General features: G+C 64.2%; 14 protein-coding genes. 7 read left to right on the top strand and 7 right to left on the bottom strand.

From position 1 onward, the window contains the following. The first annotated feature begins 18 nt into the window (after positions 1-18). From FJ940_RS10560 to FJ940_RS10530, 7 genes are all read left to right on the top strand, one after another. Positions 19-1,146, top strand: a complete 1,128-nt coding sequence (locus FJ940_RS10560) for a sugar ABC transporter substrate-binding protein (protein ID WP_140495797.1) — start codon at positions 19-21, stop codon at positions 1,144-1,146. 75 nt (positions 1,147-1,221) lie between these two features. Then, entirely contained in the window at positions 1,222-2,763 is a 1,542-nt protein-coding gene (locus FJ940_RS10555; protein WP_140580055.1) for a sugar ABC transporter ATP-binding protein, read from the top strand. Then, the gene (locus tag FJ940_RS10550; protein ID WP_140656477.1) at positions 2,760-4,826 is read left to right on the top strand and encodes an ABC transporter permease; all 2,067 of its coding nucleotides are present in this window, start codon (positions 2,760-2,762) and stop codon (positions 4,824-4,826) included. The genes FJ940_RS10555 and FJ940_RS10550 overlap by 4 nt, the downstream gene beginning before the upstream one ends. Before the next feature lie 13 nt (positions 4,827-4,839). Then, positions 4,840-5,646 (top strand): SDR family oxidoreductase, encoded by an 807-nt coding sequence (locus FJ940_RS10545; protein ID WP_140495799.1) that lies wholly within the window; start codon positions 4,840-4,842, stop codon positions 5,644-5,646. 10 nt (positions 5,647-5,656) lie between these two features. Next, the gene (locus FJ940_RS10540) at positions 5,657-6,604 is read left to right on the top strand and encodes a 3-hydroxyacyl-CoA dehydrogenase (protein ID WP_140561497.1); all 948 of its coding nucleotides are present in this window, start codon (positions 5,657-5,659) and stop codon (positions 6,602-6,604) included. Further along, complete coding sequence (locus FJ940_RS10535) at positions 6,601-7,563, top strand: 3-keto-5-aminohexanoate cleavage protein (RefSeq protein WP_140656474.1); 963 nt, start codon at positions 6,601-6,603, stop codon at positions 7,561-7,563. Before FJ940_RS10540 ends, FJ940_RS10535 begins: the two co-directional genes overlap by 4 nt. Before the next feature lie 37 nt (positions 7,564-7,600). After that, positions 7,601-8,479: an SMP-30/gluconolactonase/LRE family protein gene (locus FJ940_RS10530; RefSeq protein WP_140656471.1), complete on the top strand. Its 879-nt coding sequence runs from the start codon at positions 7,601-7,603 to the stop codon at positions 8,477-8,479. 82 nt (positions 8,480-8,561) lie between these two features. On the opposite strand, the gene FJ940_RS10525 is transcribed toward FJ940_RS10530, so the two are convergent. The 7 genes from FJ940_RS10525 to FJ940_RS10495 form a co-directional block, all read right to left on the bottom strand. Then, entirely contained in the window at positions 8,562-9,878 is a 1,317-nt protein-coding gene (locus FJ940_RS10525) for an ArgE/DapE family deacylase (RefSeq protein WP_140521014.1), read from the bottom strand. A gap of 2 nt (positions 9,879-9,880) precedes the next feature. Further along, positions 9,881-10,837: an ABC transporter permease gene (locus FJ940_RS10520; RefSeq protein ID WP_140561491.1), complete on the bottom strand. Its 957-nt coding sequence runs from the start codon at positions 10,835-10,837 to the stop codon at positions 9,881-9,883. Next, positions 10,834-11,760, bottom strand: coding sequence for an ABC transporter permease (locus tag FJ940_RS10515; protein WP_224681046.1), 927 nt, complete (start codon positions 11,758-11,760; stop codon positions 10,834-10,836). The genes FJ940_RS10520 and FJ940_RS10515 overlap by 4 nt, the downstream gene beginning before the upstream one ends. 68 nt (positions 11,761-11,828) lie before the next feature. Beyond that, entirely contained in the window at positions 11,829-12,815 is a 987-nt protein-coding gene (locus FJ940_RS10510; RefSeq protein ID WP_140495805.1) for an autoinducer 2 ABC transporter substrate-binding protein, read from the bottom strand. A 31-nt stretch (positions 12,816-12,846) separates the two neighbouring features. Further along, the gene (locus FJ940_RS10505) at positions 12,847-13,617 is read right to left on the bottom strand and encodes an ATP-binding cassette domain-containing protein (RefSeq protein WP_140656468.1); all 771 of its coding nucleotides are present in this window, start codon (positions 13,615-13,617) and stop codon (positions 12,847-12,849) included. 27 nt (positions 13,618-13,644) lie between these two features. Further along, entirely contained in the window at positions 13,645-14,421 is a 777-nt protein-coding gene (locus FJ940_RS10500) for a glutamine amidotransferase (protein ID WP_140656465.1), read from the bottom strand. Positions 14,422-14,457: 36 nt separating this feature from the next. Next, the gene (locus FJ940_RS10495; RefSeq protein WP_140623399.1) at positions 14,458-15,639 is read right to left on the bottom strand and encodes a PfkB family carbohydrate kinase; all 1,182 of its coding nucleotides are present in this window, start codon (positions 15,637-15,639) and stop codon (positions 14,458-14,460) included. Positions 15,640-15,809 lie beyond the last annotated feature (170 nt).

Genomic DNA, 15,809 nt, shown 5'->3' with positions numbered 1-15,809 from the left:
ATCGGGAGGAGTTTCATAATGGGTATCGGATTGAAAGCCCGGCGGCTTGCGCTGCTGGCCGGCATGGCTGCCTGTGCTTTTGGCATCTCCGCGGCCGAGGCCGCTGAAAAACACAAGATTTTTCTCAGCATGAGCTTCATCGGCAATGACTGGCAGGCCGAGGCGGCGAACATGGTCAAGGCGATGGCCTCGCACAAGAGCCTGGTCGACAAGGTCGACCTGCAGGTCCAGGTGGCCGGGCCGAATGCGCAGCGCCAGATCCAGCAGATCAACGCCATGGTGCAGGCGGGAGCGGAGGCGATCGTGATTTATCCGATCTCGCCGACGGCGCTGAACCAGGTCGTCAAGAACGCTTGCGAAAAGGGGGTCAAGGTCTTCGCCTACGACGCCGAGATCACCGAGCCCTGCGCTTACAATGTCCATATCGACCAGGAGGAGGCTGGCAGGGTGACAGCCGAATGGCTGGCCAAGAAGCTCAACGGCAAGGGCAACATCATCGCCGTGACCGGCGTTCCCGGCACCTCGGTCGACGAGCTGCGCACCAAGGCCGCCAAGGCGGTGTTCGCCAAATATCCGGACATCAAGATTGTCGGCGAAGCGGTCGGCATGTGGAGCCAGGCGGTGGCACGCACCGAACTCTCCAAGATTCTCGCCACGCGCAGCTGGGACGACATTAACGGGCTGTGGATGCAGGTAGGCTGCTTCACCGCCAATTCGATGCAGCTCGAGGCGGGCAGGAAGGCCAGCCAGCTTCTGCCTTGCGCCGGTGAAGGCTCCAATGGCGGCCGCATCCAGATGCTGCCGGAAGGGACGGAGGTCGAGGGTGCTGCTTCTCCCTATGCACCGCTCGGCGCGCCGCGCATTTCCTATGCCTCGCCGCCCTATTCCGGCGCGCTCGCCTTGAAGCTCGCCATCGAGGCGATCGAGGGCAAGGATGTGCCGAAAGCGACAATCCTGCCGCTGCCGATCGTCACCAACGAGACGAGCAAGCTTTGCAACGAGGGCACCTGGGCCGAAATGAAGGCCGGATGCAACACCTTCAAACCGTCGCTGGTTTCCAACCCCGGCTGGTTCGCGTCGATCTTCTCCGACCAGACGCCCGAGATCGGCCTCAACGCGGCGCTCGTCGGCCAGCCCGAGGAGTAGGCTTCAGCAATCCGTGCGCGTGGGGCACTGTGGGCTCCACGCGCCCGCAAGCATGGCATGCCGGAACCGGGAATGATGACTTCAACAACGCATGTGCCGGCTATTGCCGTCAACGGCATACGCAAGGCGTTTGGCGCGACGGTCGCGCTTGACGACGTCTCCTTCGCGATCTCGCCTGGCAGCGTGCACGCTTTGCTGGGTGAGAACGGCGCCGGCAAGTCGACGCTGGTCAAGCTCCTATCGGGACTGGTGCGGCCCGATCAGGGCCAGATCAGCATCCTTGGCGCGCCGGCCGCGCTCGGTTCGCCGCGCGCCGCGCATGAACGCGGGGTGCAGACGGCGTTCCAGGAGATGACGCTGGTCCGCGACCTCAGCGTTCTCGACAATATGCTGCTGCCCTATGCGCCATCCGGCCCGACCGGATTGATCAGGCGGTCGGCCGCGCGCAAGGCAGTCGGCCGGCACATTGCCGATCTCGGTTTTTCGGTCGATCTCGACGCCGAGGTGGCGACGCTCGATCTCGCGGTCCGCCAGAAGATCGAGATCGCGCGCGCCGTCTACCGCAAGCCGCGCATCCTGTTGCTGGACGAGCCGACCTCGACGCTTTCGGGCGGCGACGTCGAATGGCTGGGAACAATCATCGCGCGGCTCAAGGCCGCCGGAACGACGGTCGTGTTCATCACCCACCGCATGCGTGAGGTGCGGGCCTTCTGCGATACCTTGATCATCCTTCGGAATGGCCGCCACATCATCACCGCACCGGTGGCCGACATCTCGGATGAGGATGTGATCGAGAAGATCATCGGCCGCGCCCTCGCGCAGACCTTTCCGCCAAAGCCTGAGGGCGCGGCCGTCTTCGGTCCGCCGGTGCTCGGCGTGCGCGACCTCAAGGCGGGCAGAAAACTCGACGGCGCCAGTTTCGATTTGCGCAGGGGCGAAATCCTCGGCATCGCCGGACTTCAGGGCATGGGCCAGCTAGACCTGTTCCTCGCCTGCTTCGGCATGGCCGAGATCGAACGCGGCCACGTCATGGTCGACGGCCGCAAAGTGTGGCTCGGCTCGCCGGCCGATGCGCTGAGGCCCAACATGGCGATCGGGCTGGTGCCGGAGGATCGCAAGACCGAAGGCCTGTTCCTGAAATTGTCGGGCCGGCAGAATGCATCGCTGCCGGTGGTCGGCCGCTTCACCCGGCTCGGCTTGATCCGCGAGGAGGAGGAAGCACGCGCCGTGCAGGCGGCCTTCTCGACGGTCGAGGTGGACAACCGAGCGCTGTGGACAAGGGCAGGCGCCTTTTCCGGCGGCAACCAGCAGAAGATCGCCATCGCCAAGTGGCTGGTCGCCGAAAGCCGCATCCTGCTGCTCTTCGACCCGACCCGTGGCATCGATGTGGGCACCAAGCATGAGCTCTACGTGATGATGCGCAACTATGTGGCGGCGGGCGGCTCGATCCTGCTGCATTCGACCGAAATTCCCGAACTCGTCCATCAATGCGACCGCGTGCTCGTTCTCTATGACGGACGGCTGGTGGCCGAGCTCGCCGGCGACGAGATCACCGAGAGCGCGATCATGCGTCCGGCGCTGGGACATGGCGGCAATATGCTGGAGGCAGCACAGTGAGCGCGGTCGGTTCGACGGCAACCGGACAGGCCGGATCCCTGGTGCGCCTCCTGGCGCGGCATCGCGGCGCCATCATCGCGGCGATCGTCTTTGCAGTGCTGCTCGTCGTCGTCGACCTGATCAGCGCCGGGCGGCTCAGCTATTTCGACATCTCGTTCCTGTCGAGCGGCGGCGCCACCTCGGCGCTGGCGGCGATGGGCCAGACCATCGTCATCCTGTCCGGCGGCTTCGACCTGTCGGCGGGCGCCGTGGTTTCGCTGGTCAATGTGGTGCTGGCCACGTCGATGGATCCGATGGCGACCGGAACGAGCGTCTGGCTGTGGACGATGGCCGGCATTGGCGTCGGCATGCTCGTCGGGGCGTTCAACGGCTTCTTCATCGCGGTGCTGCGCATGCAGCCCATCGTCGTCACGCTGTCGACCATGTTCATCTTGCAAGGCATCACACTGCTGGTCATGGACAAGCCCGGCGGCTTCGTCTCGCCCGATCTCGGCGCTTTCTATCTCGGCGATGCGATCCCGGGCTGGTTGCCCATGCCGCTGGTCGTCATCGGCATGGTACTGCTGGCATGGTTCTGGCTGAAAGGCACGCGGTTCGGCACGGCGCTTTACGCGGTCGGCAGCGATCCGGACGCCGCGTCCGCGGTCGGCGTGCGCGTCGCTCTCGTGCGCTTCCTCGTCTATGTCATCGCCGGTGGCTGCTACGGGCTTGCCGGCGTGTTCATCAGCGCCCAGACCGGCAGCGGCGATCCGCTCGTCGGCAATCCGCTGCTGTTGTCGATGTTCGCTGCCGTCGTGGTCGGCGGCACGCGGCTCGGCGGCGGGCAGGGTGGTCCGTTCGGCACCGTCTTCGGCGCCTATATCCTGATGATGGTCGTCAACGTCCTGCTCGTCCTCAACGTTTCGGCCTATTATTCGACCATCGCCGAGGGCACCATCCTCATCCTTGCCGTTCTCGCGGGCTCGCTGTCGCATGGCTCCGTGCTTGCCTACCAGGTCCGCGCCTTGCGCGCGCGGTTCGCCGCATGGCGCGCCGGCATGCTGCCGTCGCAACTCGATCATACCGACCGCAGGCTGCGCATCGCTCACAAAACGGCCGTTCCAGGACAGGCACCCGGCTTTCGCGTTCGCAATGCCGAGGCGCTGCGCTACGCGCTGCCGGCTTACGTCTGCCTGGCCGTCGTCATGATCGTCACCCAGATCTGGCTCGGCCGGGCCATCTTCAATCCCACCTACTGGAACTCGTTGTTCGTGCTGTCGAGTTTCCTTGCCGTGCTTGCGCTCGGGCAGGGCGGCGTCATCCTCACCGGCGGGCTCGACTTGTCGGTGCCGTGGACGATCGGCTTGTCGGGCATCCTTCTTGCCGGCATGGTCAACGGATCGGACGCGGCACTCGTCTATGCGCTGCCGGTGGTGCTGGCCATCGCCTGTCTTATCGGATTGGCGAACGGCGTCGGCATTGTTTTCCTCGGCATCTCGCCGATCGTCATGACGCTCGCCACCAACGGCATCTTGCAAGGCTTCGCGCTTCTCTATTCGCAAGGCACGCCGGCCGGCTTCTCCTCGCCGATGCTGCGCTGGTTCATGACCGGCAAGATATGGGTGGTGACGCCGGTCGTGCCATTCATGATCGTCTTCGTGGTCTTTGCGGTGCTGCTGCTCGGCCGCACCGCCTTCGGCCGCAAGGTCTACGGCATCGGCAACAGCCTGCGCGCGGCCCAGCTCTCGGGCATCGCCGTCGGACGGACGCTGATTTTCGTCTACATGCTGTCGGCATTGTGCGCGGCGATCGTCGGCGTCATGCTAACCGGCTTTTCAGGCCAGGCCAGCCTTGGCATGGGTGACGACTATCTCCTGCCATCCATCGCCGTTGTCGTGGTCGGCGGTGCGCTGATCACCGGCGGGCGCGGCCACTATCTCGGCATGCTCGGCGGCGTGCTGCTTTTGACGGCGCTGCAGATGCTTCTGGCCGGCACGACGCTGCCCTACGCCACACGGGCGATCCTGTTCGGGCTGGTGGTGCTCGGCGCCGTCATGGCGCTGCGCGAAAGACGCATACAATGAAGGGAATGGAATCATGAGCACGAGCGCACCCAAATCGCCCGACGAATTCCTGGCGGGGCTCAAAGGGCAACGTGTCCTGGTCACGGCGGGCGCCGGCGGCATTGGCTTCGCCATTGCCGAAACGCTGTCGCGGCTCGGTGCGCGCATCGTCGTCTGCGATGTGTCCGACGAAGCCCTGGCGGCCGCCCCCAAGAAGATGGCGCTCGTCGCAGCGGTCAAGGCCGACGTGTCGCGCGACGACGATGTCGACCGGCTGTTCGAGGCGGTGGAGGAGAAACTCGGCGGCCTCGACGCACTGATCAACAATGCCGGCATCGCCGGGCCGACCGGCGGCGTCGACGAAATCGATCCGGCCGACTGGAGGCGCTGTCTCGACATCGGCCTGACCGGCCAGTTCCTGTGCGCACGGCGCGCCGTGCCGCTCATCAAGGGGGCCGGCGGCGGTTCGATCGTCTCGATGTCGTCGGCGGCCGGCCGCCACGGCTATGCGTTCCGCACGCCCTATTCGGCGGCCAAATTCGGCGTCATCGGCTTCACGCAGAGCCTTGCCAAGGAGCTTGGGCCGCACGGGATCAGGGTCAACGCCATCCTGCCGGGCATCATAGAGGGGCCGCGCATCGAGAGCGTTATCTCGGCACGCGCCAAACAGGTCGGCATCAGCCATCAGGAGATGACCGAACGCTATTTGCAGAACATCTCGTTGCGCCGCATGACCAGCCCGTACGACGTGGCTTCGATGGTCGCATTCCTGCTGTCCGACGCGGGCATCAACATTTCAGGCCAGTCGCTCGGCGTCGACGGCAACGTCGAAACGCTTTGAGGAGCAAGCCATGGCCAGGGTTGCAATTGTCGGAAGCGGGTTCATCGGACGGGCATGGGCGATCAGCTTCGCGCGCGCCGGCCATGATGTGCGCATGTGGGACCAGTCGCCGGTCGCGGCAGGCGGCGCGCGCGACTACATAGAAGGCGTGCTCGGCGATCTCGCTTCGAATGATCTGCTGCGCGGACAGACCGCGCACGCGGTGCTCGAGCGCATCGTCGTCATGGGAGACTTGGACGCGGCTCTGGCCGGCGCCGTGCATATCCAGGAGAACACACCGGAAAATCTCGAAGTGAAGCGCGAGGTGTTTTCGCGGATCGATTCCCTCTCTGATCCGCAGGCGGTGATCGCCAGCTCCACCTCGGCGCTGCTGCCGTCGAAATTCACCGATCATCTCCCGGGGCGGCACCGCTGCCTGGTCGTGCATCCGATCAACCCGCCCTACCTCATTCCGGCGGCGGAGGTGGTGCCGGCGCCGTGGACGTCCGCCGAGACGCTCGAAAGGACGCGCGCCTTCCTCCTCGATGCCGGCCACGCGCCGCTGGTGATGAAGCGCGAGCTCGACGGCTTCATCATGAACCGGCTACAAGGGGCGCTGCTCGAGGAAGCTTTCCGGCTTGTCGCCGACGGCTATGCCAGCGTCGAGGACGTCGATATCGGCATCCGTGATGGCTTGGCGCTGCGCTGGTCGTTCATGGGGCCCTTCGAGACCATCGATCTCAACGCGCCGGGCGGCGTGCGCGACTATGCCGAGCGCTACCAGGGCATCTATTCCAATATTTTCCCGCAGATGCTGCGTCGCGTCGACTGGGCGGGCGAGGTGATGGAAACCGTCGAGTCCGAGCGCAGCAGGCGCTTGCCCAGGGAGAAACTGGGCGATCGGCAGGTATGGCGGGATCGCCGGCTGATGGCGCTGGCGGCGCACAAGAAGAAATCGGATCAGGAGTTCGGACAATGAAAGAAACCAGCCGCAAGCCCGGCGCCACGGCGGCCAGGGGCAAGGTCATCATCACCTGCGCGGTGACGGGGGCGATCCACACGCCGACCATGTCGCCCTATTTGCCGATCACGCCGGACCAGATCGCCTCGGAGGCGATCGCCGCCGCGGAAGCCGGCGCCGCGATCCTGCATCTGCATGCCCGCGATCCGGAGACCGGCAAGCCCGACCAGACGCCGGAGGCCTTTGCCCGTTTCCTGCCGCTCGTCAAGCAAGGCACCAACGCCGCCATCAACATCACCACCGGCGGCAGCCCCTACATGAAGGTCGAGGAGCGGGTGCGCCCGGCCGCCCAGTTCAAGCCGGAGGTAGCCTCGCTCAATATGGGCTCGATCAATTTCGGGCTCTATCACCTCGCCGACAAATACGAGACCTTCAAGTTCGACTGGGAAAAGCCGCATCTGGAAGCGACGCGCGACCTCGTCTTCCGCAACTCGTTCAAGGACATCGAGTACATTCTCGCGACTTGCTACGACAACGGCACGCGGTTCGAGTTCGAGTGCTATGACATTGCGCATCTCTACAATCTCTCCCACTTCGCCGACCGTGGGCTGGTGAAACCGCCCTTCTTCGTGCAGTCGGTGTTCGGCCTGCTGGGCGGCATCGGCACGCATCCGGAGGATGTCGCGCATATGAAGCGCACGGCGGACCGGCTGTTCGGGGACCAGTTCCGGTGGTCGGTGCTCGGCGCCGGCGCCAGCCAGTTGCGCATCGCCGCGCAATCGGCGGCCCTCGGCGGCAATATTCGCGTCGGGCTGGAGGACAGCCTGTGGGCCGGCAGGGGCAAGCTTGCCAAGTCGAATGCCGAGCAGGTCGTGCTGGCGCGCAAGATCATTGAGGGGCTCGGCATGGAGGTGGCGACGCCGGACGAAGCGCGCGAGATCCTGTCGCTGAAGGGCGGCGACAAGGTCGCTTTCTGACGCAGCCAATCGCCGCGCGAGCAAAGAGGAGGACGGCATGAAGATCGAAGTCGTGGTGGACGTGAAGACCACGCTTGGCGAGGGACCGCTCTGGGACGTCGAGCAGGAGCGTCTCTACTGGATCGACAGTTTCGACGGGCGCGTCTTCCGCGCGACCGCCGACGGGCGCGAGATCCGTTGCTGGGACGTGCCGATGAAAATCGGCTCGATGGCGCTGCGCAAGGATGGCGGCGGCGCTGTCGTCTCGTTGCAGCGCGGTTTCCATCTGCTCGATTTCGCCACCGGCGAGGTGACGCGGATCCACGATCCGGAGCCGGACAAGCCAATGAACCGTCTCAACGACGGCAAGGTCGACCGGCGCGGCCGCTTCTTCGCCGGCTCGATGGACACGATGGAAGAGGGGCCGTCCGGCGGCCTTTACAGGCTCGATCCGGATTTCTCCGTCACCAGGATCGATTCCGGCATCATCTGCTCCAACGGTCCATGCTGGAGCCCCGACGACCGCACCTTCTATTTCGCCGACACCTGGACCGGCGAGATCTGGGCCTATGATTACGACATCGAGACCGGTACGGCCAGCAACCGCCGCACCTTCGTTCGCGTCGATACCAGCCGCGGTGGTGCCGCCGACGGCTCGACCGTCGATGCCGAAGGCTGTCTGTGGAATGCGCTGGTCTATGACGGCCGCCTGGTGCGCTACGCGCCGGACGGCAGCATAGACCGTATCATCGACATGCCGGTGAAGAAGATCACCAGCGCCATGTTCGGTGGACCGAGGCTCGACACGCTCTACGTAACCTCGATGGCCAAGCCGCCGCTGCCGCGTTTTCCCGGCGATGGCGTGCTGCGCGGCAGCCTGTTCGCCATCACCGGCCTTGGCGTGACCGGAGTTCCCGAGCCGAGGTTTGGTGGCTGACGGGCGGCCTCTTAGCCGCTCCCCCGGATTTTTTCCCCAAGCTCTCTTGCCGTCATCCCGCTCGCAGTCAGTTAGGCTAAGACTACCGGCACCATTTCTCCACCGCTAAGGCGATGGCCTTCGTGCAGTCGACGAGATCGCGCACCGAAACGCGCTCGTTCGGCTGATGCGCCTGTGCCGGGTCACCGGGACCGAAGTTGACGGTCGGGGTGTTGCCCAGGCCGGTCGGCAGGCCGATGTCGCTGTGTGCGCCGAAGCCGCTTAGGGCCGGCGACAGGTCGGCTGCTTTGACGGCCTCCTGGAACAGGCCGACAAAGGGGTTGTCCGACGGGATCTCGGCGCAATCGGCATCGAGGATCCATTCGACACGGGCAGGGTGCTTTCGCAGATAAGGATCCGCCTGGCAGACATTGGCGATGTGCTCTTCGATTTCGCGTTTGACATTGCCGCCCAGCCTGAACTCGTCATGCTCGCTCGGCAGATACTGTGCGTCGATGATGATCTCGCCGCGTCCTGCCATGGAGGATGGATGTTCGCCGGCATTGATCTGGGTGACGATGATCTGGTTGGGCAGGTCCATCAGCGGGTGGTTCTTCCTGGGATCGAACATCCAGCGCCGGTTGAGGATGTCGATGCCGTCGAGGATCTGCCGGCAAAGCTGGACGGCGTCGACCGGGCCGCTCGAATACCAGGCGTTCGGCGTCAGTTCGGCATGGCCGCCTATGCCGTCGATGATGATCTTGCCCCACAGAATGCCGTGACAAAGCGGTGCGATCCTGTTCGCCGTCGGTTCCGTCATGATGCCGGCGTCGGCGCGAAAGCCGCGATCAACCATGGCGAGCGACCCCATGCCGCCGATTTCCTCGTCGACGACGGTGGTGAAGACGACGTCGCCGGAGAGGGAAACGTCGAGTTCCTTCAGGATTTCGACCGCCATCAGCATGCAGGCGACGCCGCCCTTCATGTCGACCGTGCCGCGACCGTGCAGGAATCCATCCTTCAGGACAGGCTGGAAGGGATCGGTGGTCCAGTGCCCGGCGGCGCCCGGCGGCACGACGTCGATATGGCCGGTCAGCATGATGGACCGCCCGCCGCCGGTGCCTTTCAAAACGCCGCCGAGATTGGGCCGACCCTCGAACGTCCTGCCCTTGTTGGCGCCGGCACGTCCCTTGTATTTCTCGTAGAGCGCCGGGCCGTCCGGATCCCAGAGATCGGTCGAGAAGCCGAGCGCCTCAAGGCGCTTTTGCAGGTAGAGCTGACAATCGCGCTCGCCCGGGCCGGCCTCCTTCGGATTCGATTTCACGATCGAAGGGAAGGCGACGAGATCGCTCAGCGTCTTCACGATGCGCTCGGCGGCTGCCTCGACGCGCGCGGCGATGGTCTCTTCCATGGAAGGCATTGTTATCTCCAACGTTGGGAAAGTCGGTCGGCGAGAAGGACGAAAACCAGAAGGGCGCCGACAATCCCCACCTGCCAGACCGTGTTGATGTTCAATTGCAAAAGGCCGGTCTTCAACGTGACCAGCAGCAGGACGGCCGCGAACACGCCGCCGACGCCACCGCGCCCGCCAGTGATGACGATGCCTCCCAGCATGGCCGCGGTCAGCGATTCCAGTTCGAGGTTCTGGCCGATATTGGGCCTGCCGCTGCCGAGCCAGGCGAGAGAGACGAGGCCGGCCGCACCGGCAAGCGCGCCGCTCAGCACATAAAGGATGAAGCGCACGCGATCGACCGGGATGCCGACCAGTTTGGCCGAACGTTCATTGAAGCCCATGGCGTAGATCCAGCGCCCCCAGGCCGTCGAGAGCAGCACGAGACCGGCAAGCGCGAAGCAGGGGACGGCGAGCGTAAGGAAAGGCACGGGGATGCCCATGATCGCACCGCGCCCCCAAACTAGCAGCCAGGCAGGCACGCCGGACTGGGCCGCGCCGCCGGTGACCGCAAGCGCCAGGCCGGAATACACGAAAAATGTTCCCAGCGTCGCGATGAAGGGGAGAAGGGCGAGCCCGTTCACCAGCCATCCGTTCAAGGCGCCGAGCATAGCGCCAGCCAGGATGCAGACGACCGGCAACAGAAGGGGTGGCAACCCCAGCTTCAGGGAAAGCATGGCAACGATCGCCGAGAGCGAAACGGCGCCGCCAACGGACAGGTCGATGCCCGCGCCCCCGGCCAGGACGACCAGCGCCTGTCCAAGGCCGACCAGGGCCAGGATCGTCGAAAATTGCAAAATCGTGGTGACGGTGCCGAGATTGAAGACCGAAGGCTTGAGCGCCAGCAGGCCGACAATAACGACCAGCCAAAGGCCGCACAGCAGAGCCAAAGTGAGGGCGGGGCCCTGCAGGTTCCGGATCCTGTTCATGCGCGGGCTCGCAGGAATTGGGCAAGCGGCAGCCGGTTGGAGACGGCTTCGAAGCCGAGCACGCCGATGATGAGAACGCCGGTAACCACAGGCTGCCAAAGCGAGGGGACGCCGATCAGAAGCAATCCATTCTGGAGAATTCTCAGAAGCAGTACGCCGAAGACCGTGCCGATCAAGCTGCATCTGCCGCCCAATATGCTCGTGCCGCCGAGAATGACCGCGGCGATCGCATCGAGAGCCAGCGTGCTGCCGATCGTCATCTCCACGTTGCGGTAGGTGGCGACGTAAAACGTGGCGGCAATGCCAGTCAGGACGCCACTGATGACGAAGGTCATGAAGCGTACCTTGACTACGGGGATTCCGGACAGCCGCGCCTTTTCCTCGGAATTGCCGATCGCGAGCAGATGCGGGCCGTAGGGGGTTCGCCGCAATGCCAGCCAGACGACCAGATAGGCGATGGCAATGACGATGGCTGGGACCGGAATGCCGAGTACGGTGGTTGCCAGAACATTGGTAAGGCTCGAGGGCAGGCCCGAGAGCCACTGCCCGCCGAGAAGGACAAAGACGGCGGTGCGGTAGACGCCAAGCAGGCCGAGCGTTCCCACGATTGCCGGAACGCGACCGAGGACGACGACGGTGGCCGTCACGCAGCCGAGCAGCGCACCGACCGCCGGGCCAGCGATGAGCGCCAGCAGCGGACTGCCGTCGGCGCTGAGCACGCGGCCGATCGCAATGGCCGCGAGGCCCATGATGATGCCGATCGACACGTCGATGCCGCCCATGGCAAGCAGCAATGTCATGCCAAGGCCGATCAGCAGCAGTTCGACGCTGTTGCGCAGGACGGTCGCCGCATTGCCTGGCGTCGCGTAGTGGGGCGATGCGACAGAAAAGATGACGATCGCCAGGAGACAGGCGGCAAGCAAGGACCACTCCCGCCCGTTCATGGCCAAAACGCCGTTTCCAAACTGTCGCACCCTGTTCATCCCAAGGCTCAGAAGTTGAACTTGTCGACATTGTCCTTGGTGAAGACCGCCGGCGGCCCGAGCAGCAGGATGCCCTTGGCGGCATCATAGGTGGCGGGCTTTTCGAGGCCGGCGATCTTGTTTTCCGCTTCGAAGCTCTTGCCGTCGATCAACTGCTTGCCGGCCCAGACCGTGAGATAGCCCAGCTGTTCGGGATCCCACAGCACGGTGAAGCCGAAGGCGCCGCTCTTCAGGTAGGATCGCGCCGTGTTCGGGCTGCAATAGCCCGTGCCTATGACGGAGCCGATCTTGCCGGCGGTTTCGATGGCCTGGGCGACGCCCGGACAGGTCGAGGATGCGACGGCGATGATGGCCTTGATGTCGGGATTGGCGGCCATGAGATCGCCTGATATCTGCGCGGCGCGCTCGGCCGTGCCGCCGGCGAATTGCGGAGCGAGCAGTTTCAGCTTCGGATATTTGGCGGTGGCCTCTTTCTGCATGAAGCCGATCCAGGCGTTGAGATTGGACGCCGTCGCCTCGCCGGAGACGATGCCGATCGTGGCGTCCTCGCCGACGCGCTTCACCAACTCATCGATGATCGTCGTGCCGAGCCCTTCGTCGGTCGCCTGCGCCACATAGACGGCACGGCCGCTGTCGGGTGCATCGCTGTCGCTGGTGAAAAGCTTGATGCCCTTGGCCTTGGCGCTCTCGACGACGGGCGCGATGCTGGACGCATCCAGCACGCTGACCGAGATCGCCTGGACACCCTGGTCGATCAGGTTCTGCACGATCTGCAACTGATCGACCGGGTTGGTGTCGACGGGGCCGGAATAGATGAAATCGACGCCCAGGTCCTTCGCGGCGCGATTGCCGCCGGCTTCCATGGCATTGAAATAGGGTATGCCGATCAATTGCGGGACGAAGGCGACCTTGGGCTTGTCGGCGGCATGCGCCGCCGTGGCGACCACGAGTGACAGCACGGAAACGGCGAGCGCTTTTTTGAGTTGAGAAAGCATTGGTTTATCCTCTCTGGAATGGACGTGCATTTCAGTTTGATTTTTCAAGCGCCCGCACGTCGGGATGAGCGCCTGTTATGAGCGAAACGACTTCCTCGTGATTGGTCTCGGCCGCCAGCCGTTCGGCCACCTTGCGGCCGCGCCGGAACACCACGATGCGGTCGGCAACCTCGAACACTTCGGAAATGTTGTGGCTGATGAGGACGACGGCACAACCGCGCGCGGCAAGCCGCCGCGTCAGTGCCAGGACCTTGCGGGTTTCGGCGACGGCAAGGGCCGCCGTCGGCTCGTCCATGATGACCAGCCTGGCATTCAGATTGAGGGCCCGGCAGATGGCCACGGCCTGGCGCTGACCGCCGGACAGGCTGCCGACGGGTGCTTCCGGATCGGAAATATGCGCGTCGAGCTCTTTCAGCAGGCCGTCGACGCGCTGGCGCATTTCCTTGCGCTTCAGGAAGGGAATACCCAAAATGGAGCGTTTCAATTCGCGGCCGAGAAAGACGTTTTCGGCAATCGACAGGTTTTCCGAGAGCGCCAGTTCCTGAAAGATCGTCGCGATCCCCGACGACGCCGCATCCTTGGGCGAGGAGAAAGCCACCGGATTGCCCTCGATGAGAAGCTTTCCATCGCTGGGCGGATGGGCGCCCGCCAGGATCTTGATGAAGGTGGATTTGCCGGCGCCGTTGTCGCCGAGAAGCGCCAGCACCTCGCCGGAGCGGATTTCCAGGTCGACATCGGCAAGCGCAGTCAGAGCGCCGAAGCGCTTTGCGACATTTCTGGCGACAAGAAACGGTTCTGTCATGGCGGTTCCCCGGCGGTTGCTGGTCGGCTAGACGGCCTTGCTGACCCAGCGCAGCACGTTGGTCCAAAGACGCGCATAGCCCGGCCATTCCACGAAGCTGTTGGGCAGCCAATGCGGGCCGATATCCGACGTCCAGGCCAGCGTGCGGCCCTGGCCATGGCGGCCGGTGACCAGCAGCGGATGACCGCCGTGATCCTGCGGCAACCGTGCGAGGATTTCGACGTCATCGCGATCGCGAGCGACGACCTCGTTGGCGCCGAGCAGCAGCGGCCATTCGCCTTCGATGCCGGCAAAGATCGGGTGATCCTTGGGACCGGTGATTTCAGGCCGGAACCCTTCGGGAATCTCGAGCCGGTCGTCATAGGGGAGGCAGGTTACCGGCAGCGCCTCCTCGACGGCCGTGCGGTGCCAGCGCGCCTTGCCGTCGATGCCCTGGAAAGAGAAATAGCCGCCGATCATGACCATGCCACCACCGGCCTGCGTCCAGTCGCGCAGAAGCTTGAGCCGGTTGGGCACTGTCTTGCCGTGCAGCCAGACATCGGGGTGAAGCAGCAGCGAGTTCGCGCCGATGTCGGAGAGGATGATGGCCCTGTATTGCGACAGGCCCTCCTTGGTGAAAGGCAGCTTTTCGACGGCTTCATGGGCCGGCATGTAGTCGAGGTCGAATTCGCTGCTCTTCAAGGCATCGACCAGCGGCGTCGCGCCCAGGTGAAAGGTGACGCTGCCGAACTGATCGAACCCCTTGTAGTGGGTCGCCGAACTCATCCAGCTCTCGCCGACCAGAAGCACTCTTGTTTTCGCCATGACCAATACTCTCCTGGGTTCCCGTAAGTTGTTGGTTCAGCTTGCCAACATGGCGTTGTTCGCCAAAGCGGCAGCCTTCAAAGTCGCGAAATCCGCGATGTAGCCCTGTGCGCCTTCGACCGTGGTCGTCAGGCTCGCGCCGATCGCCGCATGGCGGGCGGCGTCGTCCAGCGACGCACCATGCAGCCAGAGGCTTAGGAATATGCCGGCGAAGCTGTCGCCGGCGCCCGTCGCATCGACGCGGTCGACAGGCAGTGCCGGCACCTCGATCTGCGGTCCGCCATTCGCCGGAAAGACGACCGCGCCAAACTCGCCGAGAGTGAGCACGACCGTTCCGCGCGGCTTGATGCGCGCCAGCATCAGCCGCACCTCTTCGATCATCGTCGCCATCCTGGAGCGAAAGTCGAAAATCTCCCGCATCATCACATCGTTGATGAAGGTCAGGTCGATGTGCCGGACCATCTGCGTGAAGGTTTCAGGCGTGCGTGCGCTCTTGGGCAGGCCGGCCGAATGCAGGCTCACCCTCCAGCCGGCCTGATGAAAGCGCGCGATGGAAGCGGTCATCGTTTCGTAGTGGAAGCCTTCGATGTGAAGACAGGCCGGGCGCGGCTCGGGCTGGATGTCCAGATTGGCGGTCAGATCGATCTCGCCGAGTTCGAACGGTTCACTGATGATCGTGCGGCTACCATTGCGCTCGATGATCACGATGGCTTGCGAAAGGCGGTTGTTGGGCGTGTTGCGGATCGGCAATGCGTGGACGCCCAGTTTGGAAAGCGCGCCGAGCGCCCAGTCACTCTCCGGGTCTTCGCCGACCGCCGTCGCCAGTTCCACGTCGAGAGCGTAGGGCGTCCCAACACCGGCGGCGGCAACCGCGAGATTGGCCGCCGGCCCGCCCAGCGCCTTCTCGATATGGCTGGCTGTGATGCGGTCGTCGCGATGCGGCAGGACGTCGACGCGGCAGAGAAAGTCGACGCTGACCCGGCCCGCGACCAGGAGCCTCGGCAGATGATCGAGATTCTTCGGCCTGTGGGGCGCGCGGCCCGGCAGCGAGCGCGCAAACGAACTCGGCCGGTACATCAGCGTGGCGATCGCCTTTTCGATGCGTTCGCGCGTGGCCTCCTTCAGGCCGGCGGTCCCATTGATGAAGTTCGACACCGTTCCGATGGAGACACCGGCCGCGCGTGCGACATCCGCTATGGTTGGGCGCTTGCGTTGCAATGGCAGGTTCCAATTGAAGCGTTTCAAACGGTATCAACGGAAAAGCCGCCCCTCAACGGAATTATGTTCTAAAAGGTCAGGAATCTGCGAGGGAATTTGGAAACCTATGGCGATATGGCCTCAACTTCGGGCCATTCGTTCCAGAATTGAACGATTTTCAAATTCTTGAG

The organism is Mesorhizobium sp. B2-3-7, from assembly GCF_006442695.1.
Lineage (GTDB): Bacteria > Pseudomonadota > Alphaproteobacteria > Rhizobiales > Rhizobiaceae > Mesorhizobium.
Note: the sequence above shows the minus strand (reverse complement) of the source record. Positions and strands in the feature narration are given on the sequence as shown.